21 protein-coding genes are annotated in these 24,372 nt (G+C 71.6%); all 21 read right to left on the bottom strand.

Going from position 1 to position 24,372, the window contains the following annotated elements; all coding sequences use genetic code 11:
* Positions 1-219 precede the first annotated feature (219 nt).
* Positions 220-807, bottom strand: coding sequence for a Trp biosynthesis-associated membrane protein (locus QM517_RS04920; protein WP_283285582.1), 588 nt, complete (start codon positions 805-807; stop codon positions 220-222).
* Positions 807-1,154, bottom strand: coding sequence for a phosphoribosyl-AMP cyclohydrolase (gene hisI, locus QM517_RS04915; protein ID WP_077050083.1), 348 nt, complete (start codon positions 1,152-1,154; stop codon positions 807-809). Before hisI ends, QM517_RS04920 begins: the two co-directional genes overlap by 1 nt.
* The gene (hisF, locus tag QM517_RS04910) at positions 1,151-1,915 is read right to left on the bottom strand and encodes an imidazole glycerol phosphate synthase subunit HisF (RefSeq protein WP_077050084.1); all 765 of its coding nucleotides are present in this window, start codon (positions 1,913-1,915) and stop codon (positions 1,151-1,153) included. The genes hisI and hisF overlap by 4 nt, the downstream gene beginning before the upstream one ends.
* Positions 1,915-2,757, bottom strand: a complete 843-nt coding sequence (gene hisG, locus QM517_RS04905; RefSeq protein ID WP_278101587.1) for an ATP phosphoribosyltransferase — start codon at positions 2,755-2,757, stop codon at positions 1,915-1,917. The genes hisF and hisG overlap by 1 nt, the downstream gene beginning before the upstream one ends.
* Before the next feature lie 47 nt (positions 2,758-2,804).
* On the bottom strand, positions 2,805-3,068 hold the full coding sequence (locus QM517_RS04900; RefSeq protein WP_283285581.1) for a phosphoribosyl-ATP diphosphatase: 264 nt from the start codon (positions 3,066-3,068) through the stop codon (positions 2,805-2,807).
* A 60-nt stretch (positions 3,069-3,128) separates the two neighbouring features.
* Complete coding sequence (gene rpe, locus QM517_RS04895) at positions 3,129-3,788, bottom strand: ribulose-phosphate 3-epimerase (protein WP_077050087.1); 660 nt, start codon at positions 3,786-3,788, stop codon at positions 3,129-3,131.
* 99 nt (positions 3,789-3,887) lie between these two features.
* Positions 3,888-5,261, bottom strand: a complete 1,374-nt coding sequence (locus QM517_RS04890) for an RsmB/NOP family class I SAM-dependent RNA methyltransferase (protein ID WP_283285578.1) — start codon at positions 5,259-5,261, stop codon at positions 3,888-3,890.
* Complete coding sequence (gene fmt, locus QM517_RS04885) at positions 5,258-6,175, bottom strand: methionyl-tRNA formyltransferase (protein WP_283285576.1); 918 nt, start codon at positions 6,173-6,175, stop codon at positions 5,258-5,260. Before fmt ends, QM517_RS04890 begins: the two co-directional genes overlap by 4 nt.
* Before the next feature lie 49 nt (positions 6,176-6,224).
* Positions 6,225-8,207, bottom strand: coding sequence for a primosome assembly protein PriA (locus QM517_RS04880; RefSeq protein WP_283285574.1), 1,983 nt, complete (start codon positions 8,205-8,207; stop codon positions 6,225-6,227).
* Between the two features lie 105 nt (positions 8,208-8,312).
* Positions 8,313-9,506, bottom strand: a complete 1,194-nt coding sequence (gene metK, locus QM517_RS04875) for a methionine adenosyltransferase (protein WP_283285571.1) — start codon at positions 9,504-9,506, stop codon at positions 8,313-8,315.
* Between the two features lie 116 nt (positions 9,507-9,622).
* Entirely contained in the window at positions 9,623-9,877 is a 255-nt protein-coding gene (gene rpoZ, locus QM517_RS04870; RefSeq protein ID WP_076490512.1) for a DNA-directed RNA polymerase subunit omega, read from the bottom strand.
* Between the two features lie 68 nt (positions 9,878-9,945).
* The gene (gene gmk, locus QM517_RS18280) at positions 9,946-10,860 is read right to left on the bottom strand and encodes a guanylate kinase (RefSeq protein WP_303655305.1); all 915 of its coding nucleotides are present in this window, start codon (positions 10,858-10,860) and stop codon (positions 9,946-9,948) included.
* Positions 10,853-11,713 (bottom strand): orotidine-5'-phosphate decarboxylase, encoded by an 861-nt coding sequence (gene pyrF, locus QM517_RS04855; protein WP_077050093.1) that lies wholly within the window; start codon positions 11,711-11,713, stop codon positions 10,853-10,855. The genes gmk and pyrF overlap by 8 nt, the downstream gene beginning before the upstream one ends.
* Positions 11,710-14,997, bottom strand: a complete 3,288-nt coding sequence (gene carB / locus QM517_RS04850) for a carbamoyl-phosphate synthase large subunit (RefSeq protein WP_283285568.1) — start codon at positions 14,995-14,997, stop codon at positions 11,710-11,712. The genes pyrF and carB overlap by 4 nt, the downstream gene beginning before the upstream one ends.
* On the bottom strand, positions 14,990-16,162 hold the full coding sequence (carA, locus tag QM517_RS04845) for a glutamine-hydrolyzing carbamoyl-phosphate synthase small subunit (protein ID WP_283285567.1): 1,173 nt from the start codon (positions 16,160-16,162) through the stop codon (positions 14,990-14,992). Before carA ends, carB begins: the two co-directional genes overlap by 8 nt.
* The gene (locus QM517_RS04840) at positions 16,159-16,659 is read right to left on the bottom strand and encodes a PH-like domain-containing protein (RefSeq protein WP_077050096.1); all 501 of its coding nucleotides are present in this window, start codon (positions 16,657-16,659) and stop codon (positions 16,159-16,161) included. The genes carA and QM517_RS04840 overlap by 4 nt, the downstream gene beginning before the upstream one ends.
* On the bottom strand, positions 16,656-17,978 hold the full coding sequence (locus QM517_RS04835; protein WP_283285565.1) for a dihydroorotase: 1,323 nt from the start codon (positions 17,976-17,978) through the stop codon (positions 16,656-16,658). The genes QM517_RS04840 and QM517_RS04835 overlap by 4 nt, the downstream gene beginning before the upstream one ends.
* Positions 17,975-18,943: an aspartate carbamoyltransferase catalytic subunit gene (locus QM517_RS04830; RefSeq protein ID WP_283285563.1), complete on the bottom strand. Its 969-nt coding sequence runs from the start codon at positions 18,941-18,943 to the stop codon at positions 17,975-17,977. The genes QM517_RS04835 and QM517_RS04830 overlap by 4 nt, the downstream gene beginning before the upstream one ends.
* Positions 18,940-19,470, bottom strand: coding sequence for a bifunctional pyr operon transcriptional regulator/uracil phosphoribosyltransferase PyrR (pyrR, locus tag QM517_RS04825; RefSeq protein WP_077050099.1), 531 nt, complete (start codon positions 19,468-19,470; stop codon positions 18,940-18,942). The genes QM517_RS04830 and pyrR overlap by 4 nt, the downstream gene beginning before the upstream one ends.
* A gap of 249 nt (positions 19,471-19,719) precedes the next feature.
* The gene (locus QM517_RS04820; RefSeq protein WP_283285560.1) at positions 19,720-21,297 is read right to left on the bottom strand and encodes a Rieske 2Fe-2S domain-containing protein; all 1,578 of its coding nucleotides are present in this window, start codon (positions 21,295-21,297) and stop codon (positions 19,720-19,722) included.
* A gap of 89 nt (positions 21,298-21,386) precedes the next feature.
* Entirely contained in the window at positions 21,387-24,335 is a 2,949-nt protein-coding gene (locus QM517_RS04815) for a DEAD/DEAH box helicase (RefSeq protein ID WP_283285559.1), read from the bottom strand.
* Positions 24,336-24,372 lie beyond the last annotated feature (37 nt).

Raw genomic sequence — 24,372 nt, 5'->3', positions numbered from 1 at the left:
CGATCGGAGAATGCCGTGATGACGATCGATGCGAACTCGTCGTCGAACGTGTGGGCGCGCGCTCATGTGTCCCTCCCCCGGGGGCCCGTGCGCAGCGCACGGCTCGCGCGTCGCACAGAGCGCAGACAGGAAGGTGATGATCCTGCCCGCGGTCCCGAGGCTATCGGGCACAGCGCGCTCAGGGCAAACATCGAACCGATGTTCCGCGCGTGGCCCGAGTCAGGCGGTCGGGTCGTCGCCCCGCGACAGGTCGTCCCACGAGTCGATGGCGTCATGGGGGCGCGAGGCGTCCGCGGGGGCGTCGGCGGCCGTGCGGTACTTGCGTCCGGCGCTTCCGGGCCAGTTGCGCGCGGTGACGAGCGTGAACACCGCCGCAGCGGCCAGGATCAGCTCGGCCAGCAGGGTGACCGCGGGCCACGGGGTGAGTGACATGGATGCCACGAGGTCGGCAACGGCATCCGCCCCCGAGATCCCGGTCGCCTCGGTGACCGTCGCCGCGGTCGCCGATACGGGCAGCGTCAACAGCACGAGGGCGGTCGCGACGCCGACGGCAGCCGCGATCGCGAGGGCGATGGCGCCGAGCACGTAGCGCAGCACCGGACCGACGATCGAGAGCGCCGCCCCGAGGGCGAGCGCGGCGAGACTGAGGGGCGTCAGTACCGGCACCGCGTCGGATCCCGGCACGGCGAGGGTCTGCTGCGCGCCGTCGGCGAGGGTCACGTCGATCCACGTCTGCGTCGACGAGATCACCCCGATCGCGCCGGCGAGGAGCATCCCGACGACGGACAGCGAGCGCGCTCGGCGCATCAGCCCTGCCCCACGACGGGGTCGAGGTCGGTGGCGTCGAAACACGTGTGGTCACCGGTGTGGCACGCAGCGCCCACCTGGTCGGCTTCGATGAGGAGCGTGTCGCCGTCGCAGTCCAGGCGCGCGCCCTTGACGATCTGGATGTGGCCGGACGTGTCGCCCTTGCGCCAGTATTCCTGGCGCGAGCGCGACCAGAACGTCACACGGCCGGTGGTGAGGGTGCGGCGGAGGGCCTCGGCATCCATCCACCCGACCATGAGCACCTCGCGCGAGTCGAACTGCTGCACGACCGCGGTCACGAGGCCCTGGGCGTCGTACTTCACACGCTCGAACGCCTCGACGTTCATCGTCGCACCTCGATCCCTTCGGCCGCCATCGCGTCCTTCACCTGGCCGACCGTGAGCTGGCCGGAGTGGAACACGGATGCCGCGAGCACGGCGTCGGCTCCGGCCTCGACGGCCGGGGCGAAGTGCTCGAGGGCGCCGGCGCCACCCGAGGCGATCACGGGAACCGCGGCGACCTCGCGCATGAGGCGCACGAGTTCGAGGTCGAAGCCCTGCTTCGTGCCGTCGGCGTCGATCGAATTGACCAGCAGTTCGCCGGCACCGCGCTCGACCGCTTCGCGAGCCCACTCGAGCGCGTCGAGCGTCGTCTCGGTGCGGCCGCCATGCGTCGTCACGACGAAGCCCGAGGGGGTGGATGCCGCCCGCTTCACGTCGAGCGAGAGCACGATGACCTGCGCGCCGAAACGGTCGGCGATCTCGTCGACGAGCGCGGGCCGGGCGATCGCGGCGGAGTTGACGCCGATCTTGTCGGCGCCCACCGACAGCAGCCGGGCGACGTCCTCGGCGGAGCGGACTCCCCCGCCGACGGTAAGCGGGATGAACACCTGCTCGGCGGTGCGGCGGACCACGTCGTAGGTCGTGGCGCGCTCGTCGACGGTCGCGGTGACATCCAGGAACGTGATCTCGTCCGCGCCCTGGTCGAAGTAGAGCTTCGCGAGTTCGACGGGGTCGCCCATGTCGCGGAGGTCCAGGAAGTTCACACCCTTCACGACGCGGCCGGCGGCGACGTCGAGGCAGGGGATGATGCGGCGGGCGAGCGTCATCAGAGTCTCGCGGCGAGGATCTCGGTCACCAGGATCGCGCGGGCGCCGATCGCGTACAGCTCGTCCATGACGCGGTTCACGTCGCGACGGGGGCTCATGACGCGCACGGCCACCCATTCGGGGTCTCGCAGCGGCGAGATCGTGGGCGACTCGAGGCCCGGGGCCACGGCGATCGCCTGCTCGATGAGCGCGGTCGGGAGGTCGTAGTCGATCAGGACGTACTTGCGCGCGGCGAGCACGCCGCGCAGGCGCCGGAGCAGCGTCTCGGTGCCCTCGACCTCTTCGGGTCCGGCGATCAGCACGGCATCCGACTCCAGGAGGACGGGACCGAAGATCTCCAGCCCCGCCTGGCGCAGCGTCGTCCCGGTCGAGACGACGTCGGCCACGGCATCCGCCACGCCCAACTGCACGGCGGATTCGACCGCACCGTCCAGCGGCACGATGTCGACCGCGACGCCGCGCTCGTCGAGGAACGCGTCGACGAGACCCGGGTACGCGGTGGCGACGCGGAGACCCTGCAGGTCTTCGACGTCGGTGAAACGGCCGGGGCGCCCGGCGAAGCGGAACGTGGAACCGGCGAAGCCGAGCGACTCGACCTCGCGGGCGCCGGGCATCCGCGCGTCCAGTAGGAGGTCGCGGCCCGTGATGCCCACGTCCAGGGCCCCCGATCCGACGTACGTCGCGATGTCACGCGGACGGAGATAGAAGAACTCGACCTCGTTGACGGGGTCGACGGTGTACAGGTCTTTCGAGTCGCGACGTCCGGTGTACCCGGCCTCCGAGAGCATCTCGGCGGCGGTCTCGGCGAGCGACCCCTTGTTCGGCACGGCGATTCGCAGCATGACGGGGGCTTTCGTGTGAGGTGAAGGGGGTGAGCGCGGGTGCGGGCTCAGAGATGTCGGTAGACGTCCGCGAGCGTCAGGCCCTTCGCGAGCATGAGCGTCTGCAGGTGGTACAGCAGCTGCGAGATCTCCTCCGCCGCGGCGTCGTCGGACTCGTACTCGGCGGCCATCCACACTTCGGCGGCTTCCTCAACGATCTTCTTGCCGATGGCGTGGACCCCGGCGTCGAGCTGGGCAACGGTGCCGGAGCCGGTGGGGCGCTCGACGGCCTTTGCACTGAGCTCGGCGAACAGGTCGTCGAAGGTCTTCACGCTTCTAGGGTATCGGCTCGGCGGGGCGCCGGATGTCGGGCGCGGTCGGGACGGCTGCGTTCAGTGCGCGTGGCGGGCGGCGGCGGAGCGCAGCGACTGGATCGCGCGGTCGGGGTCGTCGGCGCCGAACACCGCGGAACCGGCGACGAACGTGTCGGCTCCGGCCTCGGCGGCCTGCGCGATCGTCGACTCGCCGATGCCGCCGTCGACCTGCAGCCACACGCTCGACCCGCGGCGGCGGGCCTCGTCGGCCAGGCTCCGCAGCTTCGGCATGGTCTCGGGCATGAAGGACTGGCCGCCGAAGCCCGGCTCCACGGTCATCACGAGGATCTGGTCGAACTCGTTGAGCACCTCGAACAGGTTCTCCACCGGGGTCGCGGGCTTCACGGCCACGCCCGCGCGCGCGCCGATCGAGCGGAGCGTCCGGGCCAGGGCGACGGGCGACGCCGCAGCCTCGAGGTGGAAGGTGACGGATGCCGCGCCGAGCTCGGCGTATTCCGGAGCCCACCGGTCGGGGTCGTCGATCATCAGGTGCACGTCGAGCGGGACGGGGCTCGTCTCCTGGATGCGACCGACCATCTGCGGGCCGAAGGTGAGGTTCGGCACGAAGTGATTGTCCATGACGTCGACGTGCACGAAGTCCGCCCCCGAGATGCGGGCGAGCTCCGCCTGCATGTTCACGAAGTCGGCGGCGAGGATGCTCGGATTGATGCGGGGCACACCTCCATTATCGGCGCCCGGTCCGCCGCACCCTCGCGTGAGGGGTCAGAAACTGTCGCTTGGGTCGCGCACAGGCGACAGATCTTGACCCCTCACGCGTCAGGAGACCCGTCGCAGGAGGGCGATCGACATCGCGTCGGTGCCGTGGCGGTGCGGCCAGAGCTGGGCGCGGAGGGAGCCGTCCGACTGGTCGGGCAGGTCGATGTCCGCACCCGCGATGTCGCGCACGACGGCGCGCGCGTCCAGTTCCTCGACGGTGTCGCCGAACTCGCGACGCACCTCGGCGAGCACCCCGGAGGTTTCGGCCAGGTGCGGCGAGCACGTGACGTACGCCAGCACCCCGCCCGGCTTCACCGCGCCGAGCCCCGCCCGCACGAGCTCGAGCTGCAGGGCGGTGAGATCGGGCACGTCGGCCGGGGTCTTCCGCCACCGGGCCTCGGGTCGCCGACGGAGCGCCCCGATTCCGGTGCACGGCGCGTCGACGAGGATGCGGTCGTACTCCCCCGGCGCGCGAGCCGCGCGGTCGCGGCCGTCCTCCTCGGTCACATCGACCTCGAGCGGGACGGATGCCACGGCTCGGCGGACGAGCGCGGCCCGGTGCGGCGAGATCTCGTTGGCATCCAGTCGGGCGCCGCCCGCGAGCGCCTCCGCCGCGAGCAGCGCCGTCTTGCCGCCGGGCCCGGCGCACAGGTCGAGCCACCGCTCCCCCGGCTCGATCGGCCGGAAGCGGCTGAGGGCGAGGGCCGCCAGCTGCGACCCCTCATCCTGCACGCGGAGGCGACCGTCCGACGCCCGGATGAGCGCCTCGGGGTCTCCGCCGCGGGTCGTGAACGCCGTCGGCGCGTACCGGGCGGGACGGGCGTCACCGGGGATCTCGGCCAGCCCCGGCAGGGCGACCATCGCCACCCGTGGGGCCTCGTTGTCGGCGGCCAGGAGGGCGTCGAGCTCGTCCGCGCGACCCTCCGCCGCCAGCGCCCGACGGAACGCGCGCACGATCCACACCGGGTGGGAGGTCGTGAGCCCGAGCCGCTCGTCGTCGCTGCGGGCGGACGCGGTGATGCGGTCCATCCAGTGCCCGGGCGTCTCGCGCGAGACGCGCCGCAGGACGGCGTTCGCGAATCCCGCGGCCCCGCGTCCGCCGCCGTGGCGACGGGCGAGCTCGACGGACTCGTTCACCGCGGCGTGAGAGGCCACGCGCGTCGAGAGCAGCTGGTGGACACCCAGCCGCAGCGCGTCGAGCACGGGCGGATCGATGCGGTCCACGGTCCGGTCGGCCGCGGAGGCGATGATCGCGTCGTACGTGCCGCGTCGCCGCAGCGTGCCGTACGTCAGCTCGGTCGCGAGACCCGCGTCCTTGGCATCCAGCTTCGCCCGCTCGATCGCGTGCGGCAGCGACAGGTTCGCGTACGCCTCGTCGGCGGAGACCGCCCGCAGCACGTCGTACGCGACGGCGCGCGCTCCCTGCACGCTCATGAGCCCAGCACCGGGTTCTCGACGCGGAGGCCGCGGAACCAGTCGCCCGCGGGCATCGCGCCCTTGCCTGCGGGTTGCACGGTCTCGAGCCGCAACGGCGCGCTCGCCGTTCCGACCAGGATCTCGCGACCGGATGCCACGACCCGGCCCGGCGGGATCGGATCCGCCGTGCTCGCAGCGGCGCGCAGCACCTTGAACCGTGCCCCCTCGAACGTCGTGTGCGCGCCGGGTTCGGGCGTGACACCGGCGATCCGCGCGCGGAGGGTTTCGGCATCCCGCGAGAAGTCGAGGGCGCCGTCGTCGAGGGTCAGCTTCGGCGCGAGCGTCGGCTCACCCTGCTGCGGTACAGCGAGCGCCGTCCCCTCGGCGATGCCGTCGACGACCCGCGCGAGCAGCGGCGCGCCGACCACGGCGAGAGCGTCGAGGACCTCGCCCGCGGTGGCGTTCCACGGCACCTCGTACCGCTCCTCGGCGAAGACGTCGCCGGCATCCAGTTCGGCCACCAGCTGGAACACGCTCGCACCGGTCTCGCGGTCGCCGGCGATCAACGCGCGCTGCACGGGGGCGGCGCCGCGCCAGCGCGGGAGCAGCGAGAAGTGCAGATTGATCCAGCCGTGCCCGGGCGCCGACAGCAGCGGCTCGCGTACGAGACCGCCGTAGGCGACGATGACGCCGAGATCCGGCTCCAGCGCGGTGATGCGGGCGGTGGCGTCGGCATCCAGACGGTCGGCCTTGATCGTCGGGAGCCCGAGCTGCTCCGCTTGCTGGGCGACCGGGGACGGGGTCAGCACGCGTTTCCGGCCGAGCGGCGCGTCGGAACGGGTGACGACGGCGGCGATCTCGTGCGGACCCTCCGCGAGGACGCGGAGGGAGGGGACGGCGACGGCGGGGGTGCCGGCGAAGACGAGGCGCATGGTTCTCCTCACGCTTCGGATGCGGGTGGGTGGGACCGGGCGGCGGCGCTCAGAGGTCGGGCTCGGGGAGGTCGAGCCGCACTCTGAGTGTATTCCGCGGTCTCGGCCCCTTCTCCTTCGTCGACTTGCGCGCACGCAGGGCGTCGGCGATCACGCCGGCGCGGAGCGCGTCCGCGACGGCGCGGCCGTGCGCGTAGTCGAACCGCACCAGGGCGCGGGACGTCGGAGCATCGGGCGCCGTGGACGTGTCGACCGGGCCGAGGACGGCGAGGGCATCGAGATCGGGGACCGCGGCGCGCACCTCGGCGAGGAGCGTGTCGACGCTCCGCGCGTGTCCTTCGACGCTCGCGACGCGCACGGCGGGCGGCATCCGCAGAGGTGCGCGGTCGACCAGCTCGGCACGGGCGTAGGCGGGCTGCGTCCAGGTCGCGAGTGCGCGGGCCACGGGACCGGCGACGCCCACCAGATGCACGGGCGCGCCGGGGGCGGCGAGGGCGGCGGCGTTCGACCACCAGCGCAGACAGTGCTCGCCGACCCGCAGCGCCTCGTTCTGCAGCATGCGGTCGCCGTCGAGCAGGATCACCGCCCGGTATCCGCCGCGCGCGATCGGCTCGGCCCCGCGCGTGGCGATGACCAGGGCCGGGGCGGCATCCACCTCCGCGACCGGGTGGGCGCCGTCGGCGATGATCACGCGCGTGTTCGGGAACGCGCGGCCCAGTTCGTCCGCCGTGCGCTCGCTGCCCGACGAGGCCATCCGCAGCTTCACGGAGCCGCAATGCCCGCAGGTCCACGCGTGGGCACTGCGACCGCACCACGCGCACACCGGAACCGCGCCCGGACGTGCGGCCCGGAGGGGGCCGGCGCAGTGGGCGCAGCGCGCGGGACGACGGCAGTCGGCGCAGACCAGCGACGGCGCATAGCCGGGGCGGGCGACCTGCACGAGGACGGGCCCCTGGGCGAGCGCCTCGCGCGCCGCCGCGAACGCGGAGGACGGGACGCGTGCCTGGCGCGACTCCCCCTCCCGCGTCGCGCTGAGCACCACCCGCGGACTCTGTCGGCGCTTCGGCGCCACCTCCCGCACGTAGCCCACCTCGACCAAGCGCTGCACGTCCGTCGAGCGCGTGTGGCCGGCGAAGACGAGCGCGGACCCTTCCAGCTCCTGCCGCAAGAGCGCCGCGTCGCGCGCGTGCACGCCCGGGGCGAGGGGCTCGGCGAGCAGCGAGTCGCCGTCGTCCCAGAGCGCGACGAGGCTCGTGTCGTGGGCGGGGGCGTACACCGCCGAGCGGCGCCCCACGACGATCACCGGGACGGGTGCGAGGGTGCGCAGGTACTGGCCGTAACGCACCGGACCCGATTGGTCGGCGTCGTCGCGGACCACGGCCTCGGGTGGCACGAGGTCGGCCAGTGCCGCCATGAGCTGCGCCTGGTCGCGGTAGTCGGGCACGACCAGCACCGCGCTCCTCCCCCGTGCGAGCGTGTGCACCGCTGCCGCGGCCAGGACATCGGCCCACGCGCCGCGCGGAAGGTCGCCCGTCGTGTGCGGAGGGGCGTCGAGCGCGATGCGCTCGCCGCCGTCGAGGGCGTCCGGCAGGCCGACGAAAGGCGTGAGCAGCGCGTCGGCACGGGCCAGGGATGCCGCGGGCACCACCGGCGCCTCGGGCGCGGGCGACGCCAGCCAGGCCTTCTCGGCCCGAACCATGCGTTTCGGGACGGCGAGGCGCAGCACGTCGCTCACCGACCCGGCGGCACGGTCGGCGACCTTGCGCGCAAGCCCGAAGAGCCGCTCCGGGAGCACCGGCATCGTCGAGACGACGCTCTCGACCGACGACAGCGGTCGTTCGCTGCCGTCATCGGACACGACCTCGATCACGAAGGCGTCCATCATCCGTCCGGCGGACCGCAGCGGCACCTTGACGCGCACGCCGGGGACGACGTCCGCTACCAGCGGATGCGGGATCGCGTAGTCGAACAGCCGGTCGAGCTGCGGGACCGGTGAGTCGAGCTGGACCCGCGCGACGCGGCGCGCGCTCACGCGGCGGCTCCGTCCGCACTCCGGCGCGCACGGCGACGCGAAGCGCGGGGAACGGATGCCAGGGCTGCGGCGACGCGGTGCACGCCCGGCGCGGGCGCCCCCACGTCAGAGACCGGCGGCAGTGCGCAGCGCGTCCACGCGGTCGGTGCGCTCCCACGTGAAGTCGGGCAGTTCGCGGCCGAAGTGACCGTACGCCGCGGTCTGCGCGTAGATCGGGCGCAGCAGGTCGAGCTGGTCGATGATCGCCTTCGGGCGCAGGTCGAACACCTCGCGGATCGCGCGGACGATGGTGTCGTCGGCGACGTGCGCCGTGCCGAACGACTCGACGTACAGCCCCACCGGGTTCGCCTTGCCGATCGCGTACGCGACCTGCACCTCGAGGCGGTCGGCCAGGCCCGCTGCGACGGCGTTCTTCGCGACCCAGCGCATGGCGTAGGCCGCCGAGCGGTCGACCTTGGACGGATCCTTGCCGCTGAAGGCTCCGCCGCCGTGACGTGACGCCCCGCCGTAGGTGTCGATGATGATCTTGCGGCCGGTGAGGCCGGCGTCGCCCTTGGGGCCGCCGATCACGAACGGGCCGGCCGGGTTGATGTAGTACTGCACGTCGGGCAGGTCGAGACCGGTGTCGCGCAGCACCGGGTCGATGACCTCGGCCTGCACGAGCGCGCGCAACTCCTCCTGCGAGATGTCGGGGTGGTGCTGCGTCGAGAGCACGACGGAGTCGACCGTCCGCGGCGTGTGGCCGTCGTAGCCCAGGGTGACCTGGGTCTTCCCGTCGGGACGCAGGAACGGCAGCGTGCCGTCTTTCCGGACGGATGCCAGGCGCTCGGCGATGCGGTGAGCCGTCCACGCGGCCATCGGCATGAGCTGGGGCGTCTCGTTGGTGGCGAAACCGAACATGATGCCCTGGTCGCCCGCGCCCTGCAGGTCGCGCGGATCGATCGAGCCGCGCTCGCGCTGCTCGAACGCCTTGTTCACGCCGGCGGCGATGTCGGACGACTGCGCGCCGATCGACACGCTGACGCCGCACGAGTCGCCGTCGAAGCCGGTCTCGCTGGAGGTGTACCCGATGCGGTTGACGACGTCGCGCACGATCGCGGGGATCTCGACATATGCGCTCGTGGAGACCTCACCCGCGACGTGCACCAGGCCGGTGGTCACGAGGGTCTCGACGGCGACGCGTCCGGACGGGTCCTCGGTGAGGATGGCATCCAGGATGCTGTCGGAGATCTGGTCGCAGATCTTGTCGGGGTGTCCTTCCGTGACGGACTCGGACGTGAACAGGCGCAGGTCGGTCAAGACGACTCCCGGTCGATTTCGGGCTGGGGACGGGCACAAGTATGCCCCGGACGGCGGACAGCCGCCCGGGGCATCGTCACATCTGTGAACAGATCACGAGATGCGTCGGCTGTGGATTACTCCGCAGCCTTGAGGCGCAGCTTGTCCTCGTGGATCTCGTGCAGCGCGATCGTCAGCGGCTTGTCCTCGACGGTGGAGTCGACGAGCGGGCCCACGTTGTCGAAGAGGTTGCCCTCGTGAAGGTCGGAGTAGTAGTCGTTGATCTGGCGCGCGCGCTTGGACGCGTAGATCACGAGCTGGTACTTGGAGTCGACCTTGTCGAGCAGCGCGTCGATGGGCGGGTCGATGATGCCCTTGTCACGTCCGGCCATGGGGAACCTCCTGGTTCGGCGGGATGGGGTGGATGCGGCGCCCGTCGGCGCCGAAGCATCCTCGTATTCTATCCGACGTCGGGGCGACGTGCGGCGAGGGCCACGACCTCGGCCGCGGCGCGCGCGACCTCGTCGTTGACGACCCGGTAGTCGAACTCGTTCTGCGCGGCGAGTTCGGTGCGTGCGGTGCGGAGGCGCCGCGCCCGTTCCTCGGCATCCTCGGTCCCCCGGCCGACGAGGCGCTGGACGAGTTCGTCCCAGCTCGGCGGGAGCAGGAACACCAGCGTGGCGGACGGATCGGCCGCGCGCACCTGGCGGGCGCCCTGCAGATCGATCTCGAGCAGAGCCGTGCCACCGGCCGCCAGGACGCGGTCGATGGGCTCGCGGGGCGTGCCGTAGCGGTGGGCGTTGTGCACGGTCGCCCACTCCAGCAGCTCCCCCTCCGCGATGAGCCGATCGAACTCGGCGTCGTCGACGAAGTAGTAGTGCTCGCCGTCGACCTCGCCGGGGCGCGGCGCACGGGTCGTGGCCGAGACCGACAGGTGGATCTCGGGGAAGTGCTCCTTGATGTGCGCCGCGACCGTGCCCTTGCCGACGGCGGTGGGACCGGCGAGCACCACGAGACGGCTGCGACCCTCGCGCGGACCCGGCTCGGGCCAGCGGGCGTCCAAGTAGTCGCGGAGCGCGTCGCGCTGACGCGAGCCGAGACCGCCGAGACGCTTCACCGGCGAGATCCCGAGGGAGGTCAGGATGCGGTCCCGCTTGCTCTCGCCGATCGCGGGGATCGCCGTGAGGAACTCGGTCACCCGCATGGCGCCGGCCGCCGACAGCGGGTCGGCGAGTCCGCGACGCAGGAGCTCCTGCGGGGTGATCACGCGCGTGGAGACGTCTCGCTTGAGGGCGGCGCGTTCGCGGCGCGCGGCGACGGCGCGGCGGGAGGCCGCGGCCCGGTCGACTTCGGGGGGACGACGCGAGTCAGCCATGCAGGGCCTCCCGGTACAGATCGGCGCGCGTCTCGATGCGCTCCGCGAGCCGGGCCGGACCGACGGCGAGCACGCTGCGGCTCTCGTTGGCGACGACGGCTTTGGCGACGTAGCCGAAGAGGCGGTGGAGGTCGGCGGGATCGGCGCCCTGCGCCCCGAACCCCGGGGCGAGGATCGGCATACCGGCCAGCGCGATGTCGCCCAGGCCGAAGGCCGCGCGATCGACGGTGGCGCCGACGACGACACCCACGGGGCCCAGGGCCCCGGGTGCGCCGATGTTCGCCTGGTTCACGTCGTGCGCCACGCGGGCGGCGACGTGTTCGTGGTCGCCCACGGCCAGCGCGTCGTCGACGACGGCGCTCTGCACCGCCCGGGCCTCGGGGTTGCTCGTCGCGGTCAGAACGAAAGCGCCCTTGCCGTGGTGCACCGCCAGCGACAGCGTCTCGCGCAGCGAGTCGGCGCCGAGGTAGGGCGTCAGGGTCACGGCATCCGCTTCCAGGGGCGATCCGGGCTCGAGCCAGGCGTGGGCGTAGCCCTCCATCGTGGTGCCGATGTCGCCGCGCTTGGCGTCGGCGATCACGATGAGTCCCGCGGCGCGCGCCGCGGCCATCACGTCTTCGAGCGCGGCGAAGCCCTTCGAGCCGTAGCGCTCGTAGAACGCCACCTGCGGCTTCACGACGCCGACGCGTCCTGCGGCCGCCTCGACCACGCGGAGGCCGAAGGTGCGCGCGCCGTCGGGCGTGGCATCCAGCCCCCACGCCGACAGCAGCGCGGCGTGGGGGTCGATGCCGACGCACAGGGCGCCGTGGGTCTGGAGGGCTGTCGCCAGCCGCTGCCCGAACGTCTCACTCACAGGCGACCCGCGCGGTCGACGGCGTACTCCTGGAGGCTGCGGACCTCGAAACCGTCCTTCATCGCGCCGAGGGCGCTCACGGCGGCGCCGAGCACGGCCATGGTCGTGAACAGCGCCTTGTCGGCGGCCACGGCTGCGGCGCGGATCTCGTATCCGTCGGCGCGTGCCGTGCCCCCGCTCGGGGTGTTGACGATCATGTCGATCTTGCCGTCGTTGATGAGGTCGACGACGTTCTGCTGCCCGGAGCCCTGCGTCTCGGAGTACTTCTCGACGACCTGGACGCGGATGCCGTTGCGGGCGAGGATCTCGGCCGTCCCCTCGGTGGCCATGAGCTCGAAGCCGAGCTCCTGCAGGCGGTGGGCGGGCAGGATCACGGCGCGCTTGTCGGCGTCGGCGACGGAGATGAACACCGTGCCCGAGGTCGGCATGCCGCCGTATGCGGCCTCCTGCGACTTCGCGAACGCGGTCGGGAAGTCGCGGTCGATGCCCATGACCTCGCCGGTCGAACGCATCTCGGGGCCGAGCACCGAGTCGACCGTGCGGCCGTCGGCGGTGCGGAACCGCTTGAACGGCAGGACGGCCTCCTTGACGGCGACGGGGGCGTCGAGCGGCACGCGCGAACCGTCGCTCTCGGGCAGCAGGCCCTCGGCGATGAGTTCGGCGATCGTGCTGCCGGCCATGATGCGGCTCGCGGCCTTGGCGAGCGGGATGCCGAGCGCCTTGGACACGAACGGCACGGTGCGGCTGGCGCGGGGGTTCGCCTCGATCACGTAGAGCACGCCCGCGGAGATCGCGAACTGCACGTTCAGGAGCCCGCGGACGCCCACGCCCTTCGCGATCGCGAGCGTCGCCTCGCGGACGCGGTCGACCTCGGTGCGGCCGAGCGACACCGGCGGGAGGGTGCAGGACGAGTCGCCGGAGTGGATGCCGGCCTCCTCGAGGTGCTCCATGACGCCGCCGATGTACAGGTCGGTGCCGTCGTACAGCGCGTCGACGTCGAGCTCGATCGCGTCGTCGAGGAAGCGGTCGACCAGGAGCGGGAGCCCGGGGCCGATGATGGCCTGGTCGGCGACGCGGACGAAGTAGTCGCGCAGCGCTTCGGTCGAGTACACGATCTCCATGCCGCGGCCGCCGAGCACGAAGCTCGGGCGCACCAGGACCGGGTAGCCGATCTCCTCGGCGACCGTGACGGCGCCCTCGACGTCGATCGCGGTGCCGTTGCGCGGGGCCACGAGGCCGGCGTCATCGAGCAGGCGCGAGAACAGCTCGCGCTCTTCGGCGAGGTCGATCGCCTCGGGGCTGGTGCCGAGGATGGTGTACCCGGCGGCCTCGATGCCCTTGGCCAGGCCCAGCGGCGTCTGTCCGCCGAGCTGGCAGACGACGCCGAGGATCTCGCCGGAGCGGCTCTCGGCGTGCAGCACCTCGAGCACGTCCTCGAGCGTGAGGGGCTCGAAGTACAGGCGGTCGCTCGTGTCGTAGTCGGTCGAGACGGTCTCGGGGTTGCAGTTGACCATGATCGTCTCGTACCCGGCATCCGACAGCGCGAACGACGCGTGCACGCACGAGTAGTCGAACTCGACGCCCTGGCCGATGCGGTTGGGGCCCGAACCGATGATGACGACCTTGGTGCGGTCGGACGGGGTGACCTCGGTCTCCCAGTCGTAGCTGGAGTAGTGGTACGGCGTGAGCGCCGGGAACTCCCCCGCGCACGTGTCGACCGTCTTGTAGACCGGGCGCACGTCCAGCGCATACCGGATGCCGCGCACCTCGGCCTCGTCGAGCCCGCGGATCTGCGCGATCTGGGCGTCGCTGAAGCCGTGCTCCTTGGCGAGGCGGAGGGTGTCGGCATCCAGCTCGCCGGCCGCGCGGATGATCTCGGCGACCTCGTTGGTCAGCACGATCTGGTCGATGAACCAGGGGTCCATCGCGGTCGCGTCGAACGCCTGCTCGGGCGTGGCGCCCAGGCGCAGCGCCTGCTGCAGCACGACGATGCGCCCGTCGGTCGGCGTCTTCGAGATCTCGAGGAGCTCCTCGACCGACCGCGACTCCTCGCCCCAGTGGAAGCTGGAGCCGCGCTTCTCGAGCGAGCGCAGCGCCTTCTGCAGCGCCGTGGTGTAGTTGCGGCCGATCGCCATCGCCTCGCCCACCGACTTCATGGTGGTGGTGAGGGTCGTGTCGGCGGCGGGGAACTTCTCGAAGTTGAAGCGCGGCACCTTCACCACGACGTAGTCGAGCGTGGGCTCGAAGCTCGCCGGGGTCACCTTGGTGATGTCGTTGGGGATCTCGTCGAGGCGGTAGCCGATCGCGAGCTTCGCCGCGATCTTCGCGATCGGGAAGCCCGTGGCCTTCGACGCGAGCGCCGAGGAGCGCGACACGCGCGGGTTCATCTCGATGACGATGATGCGCCCCGTGGCCGGGTCGACCGCGAACTGGATGTTGCAGCCACCGGTGTCGACGCCCACGGCGCGGATGATGTCGATGCCGATGTTGCGCATCTTCTGGTACTCGCGGTCGGTGAGGGTCAGCGCCGGGGCGACCGTGATCGAGTCACCGGTGTGCACACCCACGGGGTCGACGTTCTCGATCGAGCAGACCACCACGGTGTTGTCGTGGGTGTCGCGCATGAGCTCGAGCTCGTACTCCTTCCACCCGAGGATCGACTCCTCGAGCAGGACCTCGTGCGTCGGCGAGTCGTGCAGACCCGCGCCGCCGATACGGCGGAGGTCGTTCTCGTCGTACGCGAAGCCCGATCCGAGGCCGCCCATGGTGAAGGAGGGACGCACGACCAGCGGGTAGCCGAGCTTCTCGGCCCCGGCGAGCAGATCCTCCATCGAGTGGCAGATCACGGAGTCGGCGACGTCGGCGCCCGACTCGATGACGAGCTCCTTGAAGATCTGGCGGTCCTCGCCCTTGCGGATGGCGTCGACCTTCGCGCCGATGAGCTCCACCCCGTACTTGACCAGGATGCCGCGGTCGTGGAGGGCCATGGCCGCGTTCAGCGCCGTCTGGCCGCCGAGCGTGGGGAGGATGGCATCCGGCTTCTCCTTCGCGATGATCGTCTCGATCACCTCGGGGGTGATCGGCTCGATGTACGTCGCGTCGGCGAAGTCGGGGTCGGTCATGATCGTCGCCGGGTTGGAGTTGACGAGGATCACGCGCACGCCCTCCTCGCGGAGGACGCGGCACGCCTGGGTGCCGGAGTAGTCGAACTCGCAGGCCTGACCGATGACGATCGGGCCGGAGCCGATGACGAGGACGGAGCGGATGTCGTCGCGCTTAGGCATTCTTCTTCGTCTCCTGGGTTGCGAGCACCATGTCGCGGAAGCGGTCGAACAGGTAGTTGGCGTCGTGGGGGCCGGCGGCGGCCTCGGGGTGGTACTGCACGCTGAACGCCGGGATGTCGAGGGCGCGCAGGCCCTCGACCACGTTGTCGTTGAGGCCGATGTGGCTCACCTCGACGCGGCCGTAGCCGTGGGGGCTGTCGACGACCGCGTCCAGCGGCGCCTCGACGGCGAAGCCGTGGTTCTGCGAGGTGATCTCGACGCGACCCGTGGTCTTGTCGAGCACCGGCTGGTTGATACCGCGGTGACCGAACGGCAGCTTGTAGGTGCCGAAGCCGAGGGCGCGGCCGAGCAGCTGGTTGCCGAAGCAGATGCCGAAGAAGGGCAGGCCTTCGTCGAGCACGGCGCGCAGCAGCTCGACGTGCTGGTCGCTCGCGGCCGGGTCACCGGGGCCGTTGGAGTAGAACGCCGCGACCGGCTCGATCGCGCGGATCTCGTCGATCGACGCGGACTGCGGGAAGACGTGCACGTCGAACCCGCGCGCGGCCAGGTTGTCGATCGTGGACTGCTTCACGCCGAGGTCGAGCACGGCGAGGTTGCCGATGCGCTCGGCGGTCGCGGGGGTGACCTCGACCTCGGTGACCGACACCTCGGCCGAGAGGTTCCGGCCGGCCATCCCGGGCGCGGCGAGCACGCGGCGCAGCTGCTCGTCCTCGTCGAGGTTCACCGCGTCGCCGGAGAAGACGCCGCCGCGCATGCTGCCGGAGGAACGGATGCGGCGCGTCAGCGCGCGGGTGTCGATGCCGGAGATGCCGACGATCCCGTCGTCTTCGAGCGCGTCGTCGAGGGAGCGGTTGGCGCGCCAGTTCGACACGACGCGCGAGGGGTCGCGCACGATATAGCCGGCCACCCAGATGCGGCGGGACTCGGGGTCTTCGTCGTTCACACCGGTGTTGCCGATGTGCGGTGCGGTCTGCAGCACGATCTGGCCGGCGTAGGAGGGGTCGGTGAGCGTCTCCTGGTACCCGGTCATGCCGGTGGCGAAGACGACCTCGCCGAAGGTCTCGCCGCGGGCGCCGTAGGCGCGGCCGGGGTAACGGGTGCCGTCTTCCAGCACCAGGACGGCGGGTTCGCGCGAAAGGCGCGGAGGGGAGATCAGGGCGGTCATGCGTCGCTTCCTGTCGTGATGAGCGGACGGATGGCGTCGGCGAGGGATCGGGCCGAGGCATCCTGGGGTCGGAGGTAGGTGTCGACGACGGTGTCGTCGTCGATGCGCCAGCTGACGCGCGTCAGGCCGTCGCGCTCGACGACACGGTCGATCGCAACCGTCGCCTGAGCCGCGTCGACGAGGCGGTCACGGGTGAGCGCGATGCGGGGCTGGCCCGGCAGGTCGAGGGCGATCCCGGCCGAGGTGACCGTGACGTCCACGCGGGAGCGGAACCCGAGGCCGCGGATCGCGAGGCGTTCGAGGGGCTCGCCGTGACGCGTGGTCGCGACGTAGAGCCCCGGGAACACGCCCGTCTCCACGGCGCCGTCGGGAAGCTCTCCCACCGGGGCGGAGTAGCGCGCATCGCGCCGCGTTCGTCGGAGCCACGCCACCGCGAGCACCGCGAGCAGGACCACGGCCACCGCGGCCACGACCAGCAGTGCGCCTTCGCGGCTCACGAGAGCACACCCGGAGCATCGAGCACCGCGCCGTCGACGACGGTGGGGATGCCGGAACGAACGGTCCAGCGGACCTCGCCGGGCAGGTCGCGGCCGAGGTACGGCGAGTTCTTGCTGCGCCCGCGGAGGTCGCCGAGCCCGAAGGTCCGCGCGGGGCGGGGGTCGTAGAGCGTGAGGCTCGCGGGCCGACCCGCCGTGAGCGGAGTGCCGTGCCCGTCGAGGCGGCCGATGCGGGCGGGCGTGCGCGACATCACGCGGGCGACGTCGCTCCACTCGAGGAGGCCGGTCGCGACCATGGCCTCGTGGACGACGCGCAGCGCGCTCTCGAGGCCCACCATGCCGTTCGCGGCGGCCGCCCACTCGCACGACTTCGCCTCGGCGGGGTGCGGCGCGTGGTCGGTCGCGACGATGTCGATCGTGCCGTCCGCGAGTCCCTCGCGCACCGCGAGCACGTCTTCCTCGCGACGGAGCGGCGGGTTCACCTTGAAACGCGCGTCGTAGTCGCGCACGAGCTCGTCGGTCAGCAGCAGGTGGTGCGGGGTGACCTCGGCGGTGACGTTCACGCCGCGCTTCTTGGCCCAGCGGATGATGTCGACCGATCCCGCCGTCGACAGGTGGCACACGTGCAGGCGCGAGCCCACGTGCTCAGCGAGCAGCACGTCGCGGGCGATGATCGACTCCTCGGCGACGGCCGGCCAGCCGGTGAGCCCGAGCTCCGCCGAGACGGCGCCCTCGTTCATCTGCGCGCCCTCGGTGAGTCGCGGGTCCTGTGCGTGCTGCGCGATCACGCCGTCGAAGGCCTTCACGTACTCCAGCGCCCGCCGCATGATGAGCGGGTCGAAGACGCAGAAGCCGTCGTCGCTGAAGACGCGGACGCGGGCGCGCGAGTCGGCCATCGCGCCCAGCTCGGCAAGTCGCTCGCCCTTCTGCCCGACCGTGACCGCACCGATCGGCTGCACGTGCACGAAGCCCGCGGCCTCGCCCAGCGCGAGCTCCTGCTCGACGACGCCGGCGGTGTCGGCGACCGGCGAGGTGTTCGGCATCGCGAAGACGGTCGTGAAGCCGCCGGCCGCCGCGGCGCGGGAGCCGGTGGCGACGGTCTCGGAGGCCTCGTACCCGGGCTCGCGCAGGTGCACGTGCAGGTCGACGAGTCCGGGCAGGGCGATGAGGCCGTCGGCATCCACGACCGTGGCACCGGCGTGCGAGAGTCCGGTGCCCGTCTCGGCGATCACGCCGTCGCGGACGAGCAGGTCGGTGGCATCCTGACCCTCGATCCGCGCGCCGCGCACCAGCAGGGTGTGGGAGGGGGCGTGGCTCATCGAAGGTCCTCTTTCTCGGAGTCGGTCCGCGCGCCCGCCAGCAGCAGGTACAGCACGGCCATGCGCACGGAGACGCCGTTCGCCACTTGCTCGAGAACCGTCGAGCGCGGCGAGTCGGCGGCTTCGGCGGAGATCTCCAGGCCGCGATTCATCGGGCCCGGGTGTAGAACGATGCTACCGTCCGGCAGGGCGTCCAAGCGCCGCGCGTCGAGGCCGTAGCGGCGAGAATACTCCCGTTCAGTCGGGAAATACGCGGCATTCATGCGTTCGAGCTGGATGCGGAGCATCATGAGCGCGTCGGGACCCGCGGCGATCGCACGGTCCAGGTCGTAGTCCACCTCGACGGGCCACCCGCTGACGTCCTGCGGCACGAGCGTCGGCGGCGCGACGAGCGTGACGTGCGCGCCCAGGGTGTGCAGCAGCCACACGTTCGAGCGTGCGACGCGCGAGTGCAGCACGTCGCCGACGATCGTCACCCGGATGCCGTCGAGCCCGCGCCCGCGGCTGTCGGCGCCGAACAGGCGCTTGCGGATCGTGAAGGCGTCGAGCAGTGCCTGCGTGGGGTGGGCGTGCGTGCCGTCCCCGGCGTTCACCACTCCCGCGGTGATCCACCCGGACGTGGCGAGGGTGCGCGGGGCGCCGGAGGCGCCGTGGCGGATGACGACGGCATCCGCCCCCATCGCCTGCAGGGTCTGCGCGGTGTCCTGCAGCGACTCGCCCTTGCTGACGCTCGAGCCCTTCGCCGAGAAGTTGATGACGTCGGCGGAGAGACGCTTCGCTGCCGCCTCGAACGAGATGCGCGTGCGCGTGGAGTCCTCGAAGAAGAGGTTCACCACGGTCTTGCCGCGGAGCGTCGGGAGCTTCTTGACCTCTCGCCGCTGCGTGTCGGCCATGTCTTCGGCGACGTCGAGGATCTCGAGCGCCTCCGCGCGGGTGAGGTCGTGCGTATCGAGCAGGTGCCTCATGACTCGATCGTCACTTCCTCGATGCCGTCGACCTCGGCGAGGCGCACGTTCACGCGCTCGTCGCGCGCCGACGGGAGGTTCTTGCCCACGAAGTCGGGGCGGATCGGCAGCTCGCGGTGGCCGCGATCGATGAGCGTCGCGAGCCGCACGGCGGCGGGGCGCCCGATGTCCTGCAGGGCATCGAGGGCGGCGCGGATGCTGCGACCCGAGAACAGCACGTCGTCGATCAGCACGACGACTCTGCCGTCGATGCCGCCCGCGGGGATGCGGGTCGTCTGGGGCGCGCGCGTCGGATTGCGGTGAAGATCATCGCGGTACATCGTGACGTCGAGGGCGCCGACCGGAACGGCCGCTCCCCCGAACTCGCTGATCAGCGGGGCGATGCGCTCGGCGAGGGTGACACCGCGCGTCGGGATCCCGAGGAGGACGAGTCCTTCCGGTCCTTTGTTGGACTCCAGGATCTCGTGCGAGATTCGCGTCAAAGCGCGGGCGATGTCGGCATCGTGCATGACGGTGCGCGTACTCATCCGCCGCTCCCTTCTCCGCCTCACGGGACGGGGTTAAAGGTTGCCGTGGTTCTGACTCGAGTGTAGCGGGTGTGGATGACGGATACCGGGCGCCCCGTGCTGTGTAGGAGGGGGTACGCCGAGGCGGGCGGGCGAGCGCCGGGCGGGACGGGAGGATATTCGGCGGGCGGAGGACGGATGCCACGGATGCGGTTCTTCCCCGGCGAAATCTCCTCCGCTCGCGTCTGCGTTGCCCGCGGGCCTGGGCGCTCAGCCCGCGGCGACCTCGGCGGCGGCGGCCGCGGCGCGCTCGCCGCTCGGCGTCGAACGGATCGGGTGACCCGTCGTCGTCAGGCAGCGGCCGGACGCGAGGTCCCACTTCCAGTCGTGCAGCGAGCAGGTGAGGACGCCATCCTCGATCTTGCCGGTCTTGGTGAGGTCGGCACGCAGGTGCGGGCACCGGCGCTGGACGGTCCAGCCGTCGATCTCGGCATCCTCGGTCTGGTCGGACTGCTCGGCGTACCAGTTCTCGACGTACTCGATGCGGTCGCGCGACAGGCACTTCAGGAACGTCGTGAGGAACTCGTTGAACTTGCCCGAACGGCCCACCTCGAACTGCATCGATAGGAAGATCGAGTTCGACCAGTCGATCTCGTGATCGCGGATGTTCGTCGACACGAGGTCGGCGGGGATCGTGTACCAGTAGATGCACTCCTCGCCGGCGTACTCGCGGAGCTTCGCCTTCGGGAAGTCCACGACCATGTCGAGCTCGCCGATGCGGAACCGCACCACGCCGCCCACGCCGTTGCGGATCGTGCGGGCGCGCCGCAGCAGCGGCTCCCACCACTCCTTCAGCGCCGCGAGCATCTCGGCCGGCGGGATGATCTCGGCACGGGATGCCTCTTCCGCCTGGATCTCGGCCTGGCGGCTGTCGCGCTGCTCGGCGAGGTAGTCCCACTTGTCGCCGAAGATCCGGTCGATCTCGGCTTCCGTGTAAAGGGTCTGGGTCACGGTGACGTCGGATCCCCGCACCTCGACCTCGGTGCCGGGGAGGAACAGGTACCCGTTCTGCTCGGGCCGCTGCTCCTTCATGTGCGCGAGGAACTCGCGCTGGTCCGTGAAGATCGAGTCGTTGTCGAGGCCCGTGCCGTTGTAGCGGAACAGCGCCTCGCGCAGGAACATCGGCGGACCCGCCATGGGGAAGACGTGAGCGGCATCCACCTTCTCGATGTAGTACATCGCGCGCTTGTTCTGCGCGTCGCGCTTGAGCTGCGCGAAGTTCTGCTTGGCGTCCTGGGGAAGGTCGTAGACCATGGGCCACCAGATCGCGCCCGACACCTGGGTGAAGTACGCGTCGGGCTTGCCGAAGTCGAAGAGCTTCTCGAGGTCGAGGGGATGCGAGTCGTTCTGGTTCAGGATGCTGGCGGTGCCGTCGTCCAGCGACAGGGAAGAATCCCCGATCGGACCGTCGGAGGGGGCGCGGAGCGGGGTGACCATGAGCTTCAGGTCGCCGAACTGCAGCGGCACACCCGCTTCGGTGCGGACGAGGTTCGTGTAGCCGAGCGCGATGAGGTCCTGCTCGAGGTCGTCGGTCGGGTACTCGGGGAGCAGGACCCGGATGTCCTTCGAGACGTAGCGCTCGAGCATCGCCGGGTCGAAGTGATCGCGGTGGCGGTGCGAGATGTAGAGGAAGTCGGCCCTGCCGAAGCGCTCCCAGTCGAGCGCGCGGTTGTCGGGGAACGGGAACCACGAGCCGAAGAAGCTCGGACCGATCACGGGGTCGCAGAGGATGCTGCCGCCCGCGGTCTCGATGAACATTCCCGCGTGGCCGAGGCCGGTGATCTTCATATCGCTCCTGTCCGTGAGAACCCGTCGAGTCTACGCGGGGGTGACTGTGCACACGGTGGGCACAAGGTCCCGCGTCCCCCGCGCCCGCCTCAGCCGCCGAGGATCCCGCGGATGTCGTCGGCATCCAGCGCGTTCGCGAAGGCCTCGCCGTCGTCGAGCACCGCGCGCGAGAGGGCGGCCTTGCGCTGCTGCAGCTCGAGCACCTTCTCCTCCACGGTGCCCGCGGCGATGAGGCGGTAGACGAACACGCTGTTCGTCTGCCCGATGCGGTGCGTGCGGTCGACGGCCTGCGCTTCGGCGGCGGGGTTCCACCACGGGTCGAGGAGGAACACGTACTCGGCCTCCACGAGCGTCAGGCCGAACCCGCCCGCCTTGAGGCTGATGAGGAACACCGGGGCGTCTCCCCCACGGAACCCCTCGACGACCTCGCCGCGCCGGGAGGTCGAGCCGTCGAGGTGCGCGTAGGCGAGGCCGGCGGCATCCAGGCGTTCCGCCGCGAGATCGAGGAACGAGGTGAACTGGCTGAAGACGAGCGCACGATGACCCTCGGATGCCACTTCGACCAGACGCTCGAGCAGGACGTCGAGCTTCGCCGAGCCGAGGTGCGCGTCGCGTTCGTCGATGAGGCCGGGGGCGAGCGCGAGCATGCGCAGCAGCGTGATCGACCGGAACACGATGAAGCGCTGCCGGTCGAGGTCGTCGAGGAGCCCCAGCACCTTCTGCCTCTCGCGCTGCAGCACACGGTCGTACAGCTCGCGATGCGCGGGGGCGAGAGGTACGGCGATCGTCTGCTCCTGCTTCGGCGGCAGGTCGGCGGCCACGACGTCTTTCGTGCGGCGCAGCAGGAACGGGCGGACGCGCGAACGCAGACGCGCGAGGCTGCCGCGCCGGTGCTCCTCGGCCGCGGCGGCCGACAGCTCGGTCGGGGCGTCGGACGGCAGCTGCTCGATCGCGCGGACGTACTCCTCGCGGAACCGTCGCGCCGAGGGATACAGTCCCGGTGCCGCGAGCGCCAGCAGCGCCCACAGATCGTCGAGGCCGTTCTCGATCGGGGTTCCGGTGACCGCGAAGACCGAGTCGGCGCGGAGCGCGGCGACGGCTCGGTGGATGCGCGTCGCGGGGTTCTTCACGAACTGCGCTTCGTCGAGCACGACCCCGGCCCACGCCGGAACGGCGAACTCCGCCTCGTCGGTGCGCACGACGCCGTACGGCGCGACGACCATGTCGGCGCCGTCGGCCAGCTGCGCGATCGTCCGCGTGCGCCGAACGGAGGTCGCCTCGACGGTGACGACGCGCAGGTCGGGCGTGAAGCGGGCCGCCTCGGCGCCCCACGTCGGCAGCACCGACGTCGGCGCGACGACGAGCCAGGGGCGACGCTCCCCGGTCTCCCGCGCGTGCGCGATGAGCGCGAGGATCTGCACCGTCTTCCCGAGACCCATGTCGTCGGCCAGGATGCCGCCGAGCCGGTGCGCGTGCAGCAGCGCGAGCCACGCGAGACCCTCGCGCTGGTACGGCCGGAGTTCGGCGCGGAACCCGGGTGGCGTCTCGACGGCGGGGACGGATGCCACGTCCCGCAGCGCCCGAGCCAGGTCACGCCACTCGACGGCGGCGGTGGATTCGTCGGCGAGGTCTTCGAAGTCGCTCCACAGGGCGAGGTGGCGGCGCGCGATGCGGGGTCCGGTCTCCCATTCGTCGAGCTCGGCGGCTTCCTCGAGCAGATCCCGAAGCCGCTGCAGCGACGGATGCGCGAGCGAGAACCACGCCCCGTCCGAGAGCTTGATGCGCGTGCGGCCGCGCGAGAGCGCCGAGAAGAGCGTGCCGAACGGGATGGTCCGCCCGTCGATCACGACAACGATGCCGAGGTCGAACCAATCGCGCTCGGGCGACGGCACCGCGGTGATCGTGAGCGACGGGTCGCCGCGCAGTTCACGGAACGCGGGGACGGTGCCGCGGGTGACCACGCGCACGTCGTCGAGGAGGTCGAGGGCGGGAAGCACGCGCGTCGCGAAGGCGGCGGCGTCGGCGTCGCGCAGCACCCCTCGCGCCCTGACCGGCAGATCGGCGCGCTCAGCCCATGCGGCCTCGACGCGCCTCGCGATCTCGGACTCGGCCCTCGGGTCGCGCTCGTCGTCCGCCGGCAGTCCGTACGCGGCGCGGATGCCGCCCGGATAGACCCAGTCGAGCGCATACTCGACGGACTCGTCGTCGAGGTACGACACCGTCGCCTCCAGCGTCGGTCGCGGCGGCGGTGGCGCGGGAACACCCGGCCCCACGGCCAACGGCCCCCGCCGCGCGAGCCTCGGGTACGCGTCCCGGAGGAACTCCCCCGCGTCCTCCGCCGGCACGATGACGGGTCCGTCGGCGAGCAGCGCCGGCAGCGGTGCCGGCAAGGATACGGGGGCGAGGACCACCGGAATCGGGTCGCGGTCGACCTCGAACCAGAAGAGCCCCGCCGTGCCGAGGGGCCGAACGCGCGTGGCATCCACCGCTCGTCCGTCGATCTCGATCGACGCAGACAGGCGCAGCGCTCCGCCCGCACCGGTGTCGACAGCCACCCTCGCCGACGCCTCGGGCGCCAGCAGCACGCTCTGCTGGGGGTGCATGGAGACGAGAGGGATGCCGAGCCCCGCCGCCGCCCGCAGGTGCGGCCAGAGGAGTGGCGAGGCGATCGCGTCGAGGGCGACGGTGTCGCTCGCGGCGACGAACGGTCCGGTGGTGCGCATGGCCTGGGCGAGGGCGTGGAGTTCGGCGAACCACGCGGCGTGCGTCGGGTCGAAGCGGCCGGTGGATCGGCGGACCGCGTCCCAGGTGGCATCCGCCCGGATCCACGTGTCGCGCGCCCCGCGTACGAGCGGTCGGGCGACGAGTTGGAGCTCGTCCTGCCGCCGCGCGAGCATGCGGGGCGTCACCGGGTCGACGGACCGCGCCTCCCACCGGGACGGGTCGTACGCCTCGCGCTGGCGCAGTTCGATGCCGAGCGCCAGTGCGTCGAAGCCGGGGCGCTCGGCGTCGGGCAGGAGACCGCGCCAGTCGCTCATGCGGTGTCCGGTGCGGCATAAACGCGATCGGCGCGCA

The sequence above is a fragment of the Microbacterium sp. IEGM 1404 genome (assembly GCF_030056775.1).
Classification (GTDB): domain Bacteria; phylum Actinomycetota; class Actinomycetes; order Actinomycetales; family Microbacteriaceae; genus Microbacterium.
The sequence above is the reverse complement of the archived record's forward strand: the minus strand, read 5'-3'. Positions and strand labels throughout refer to the sequence as shown.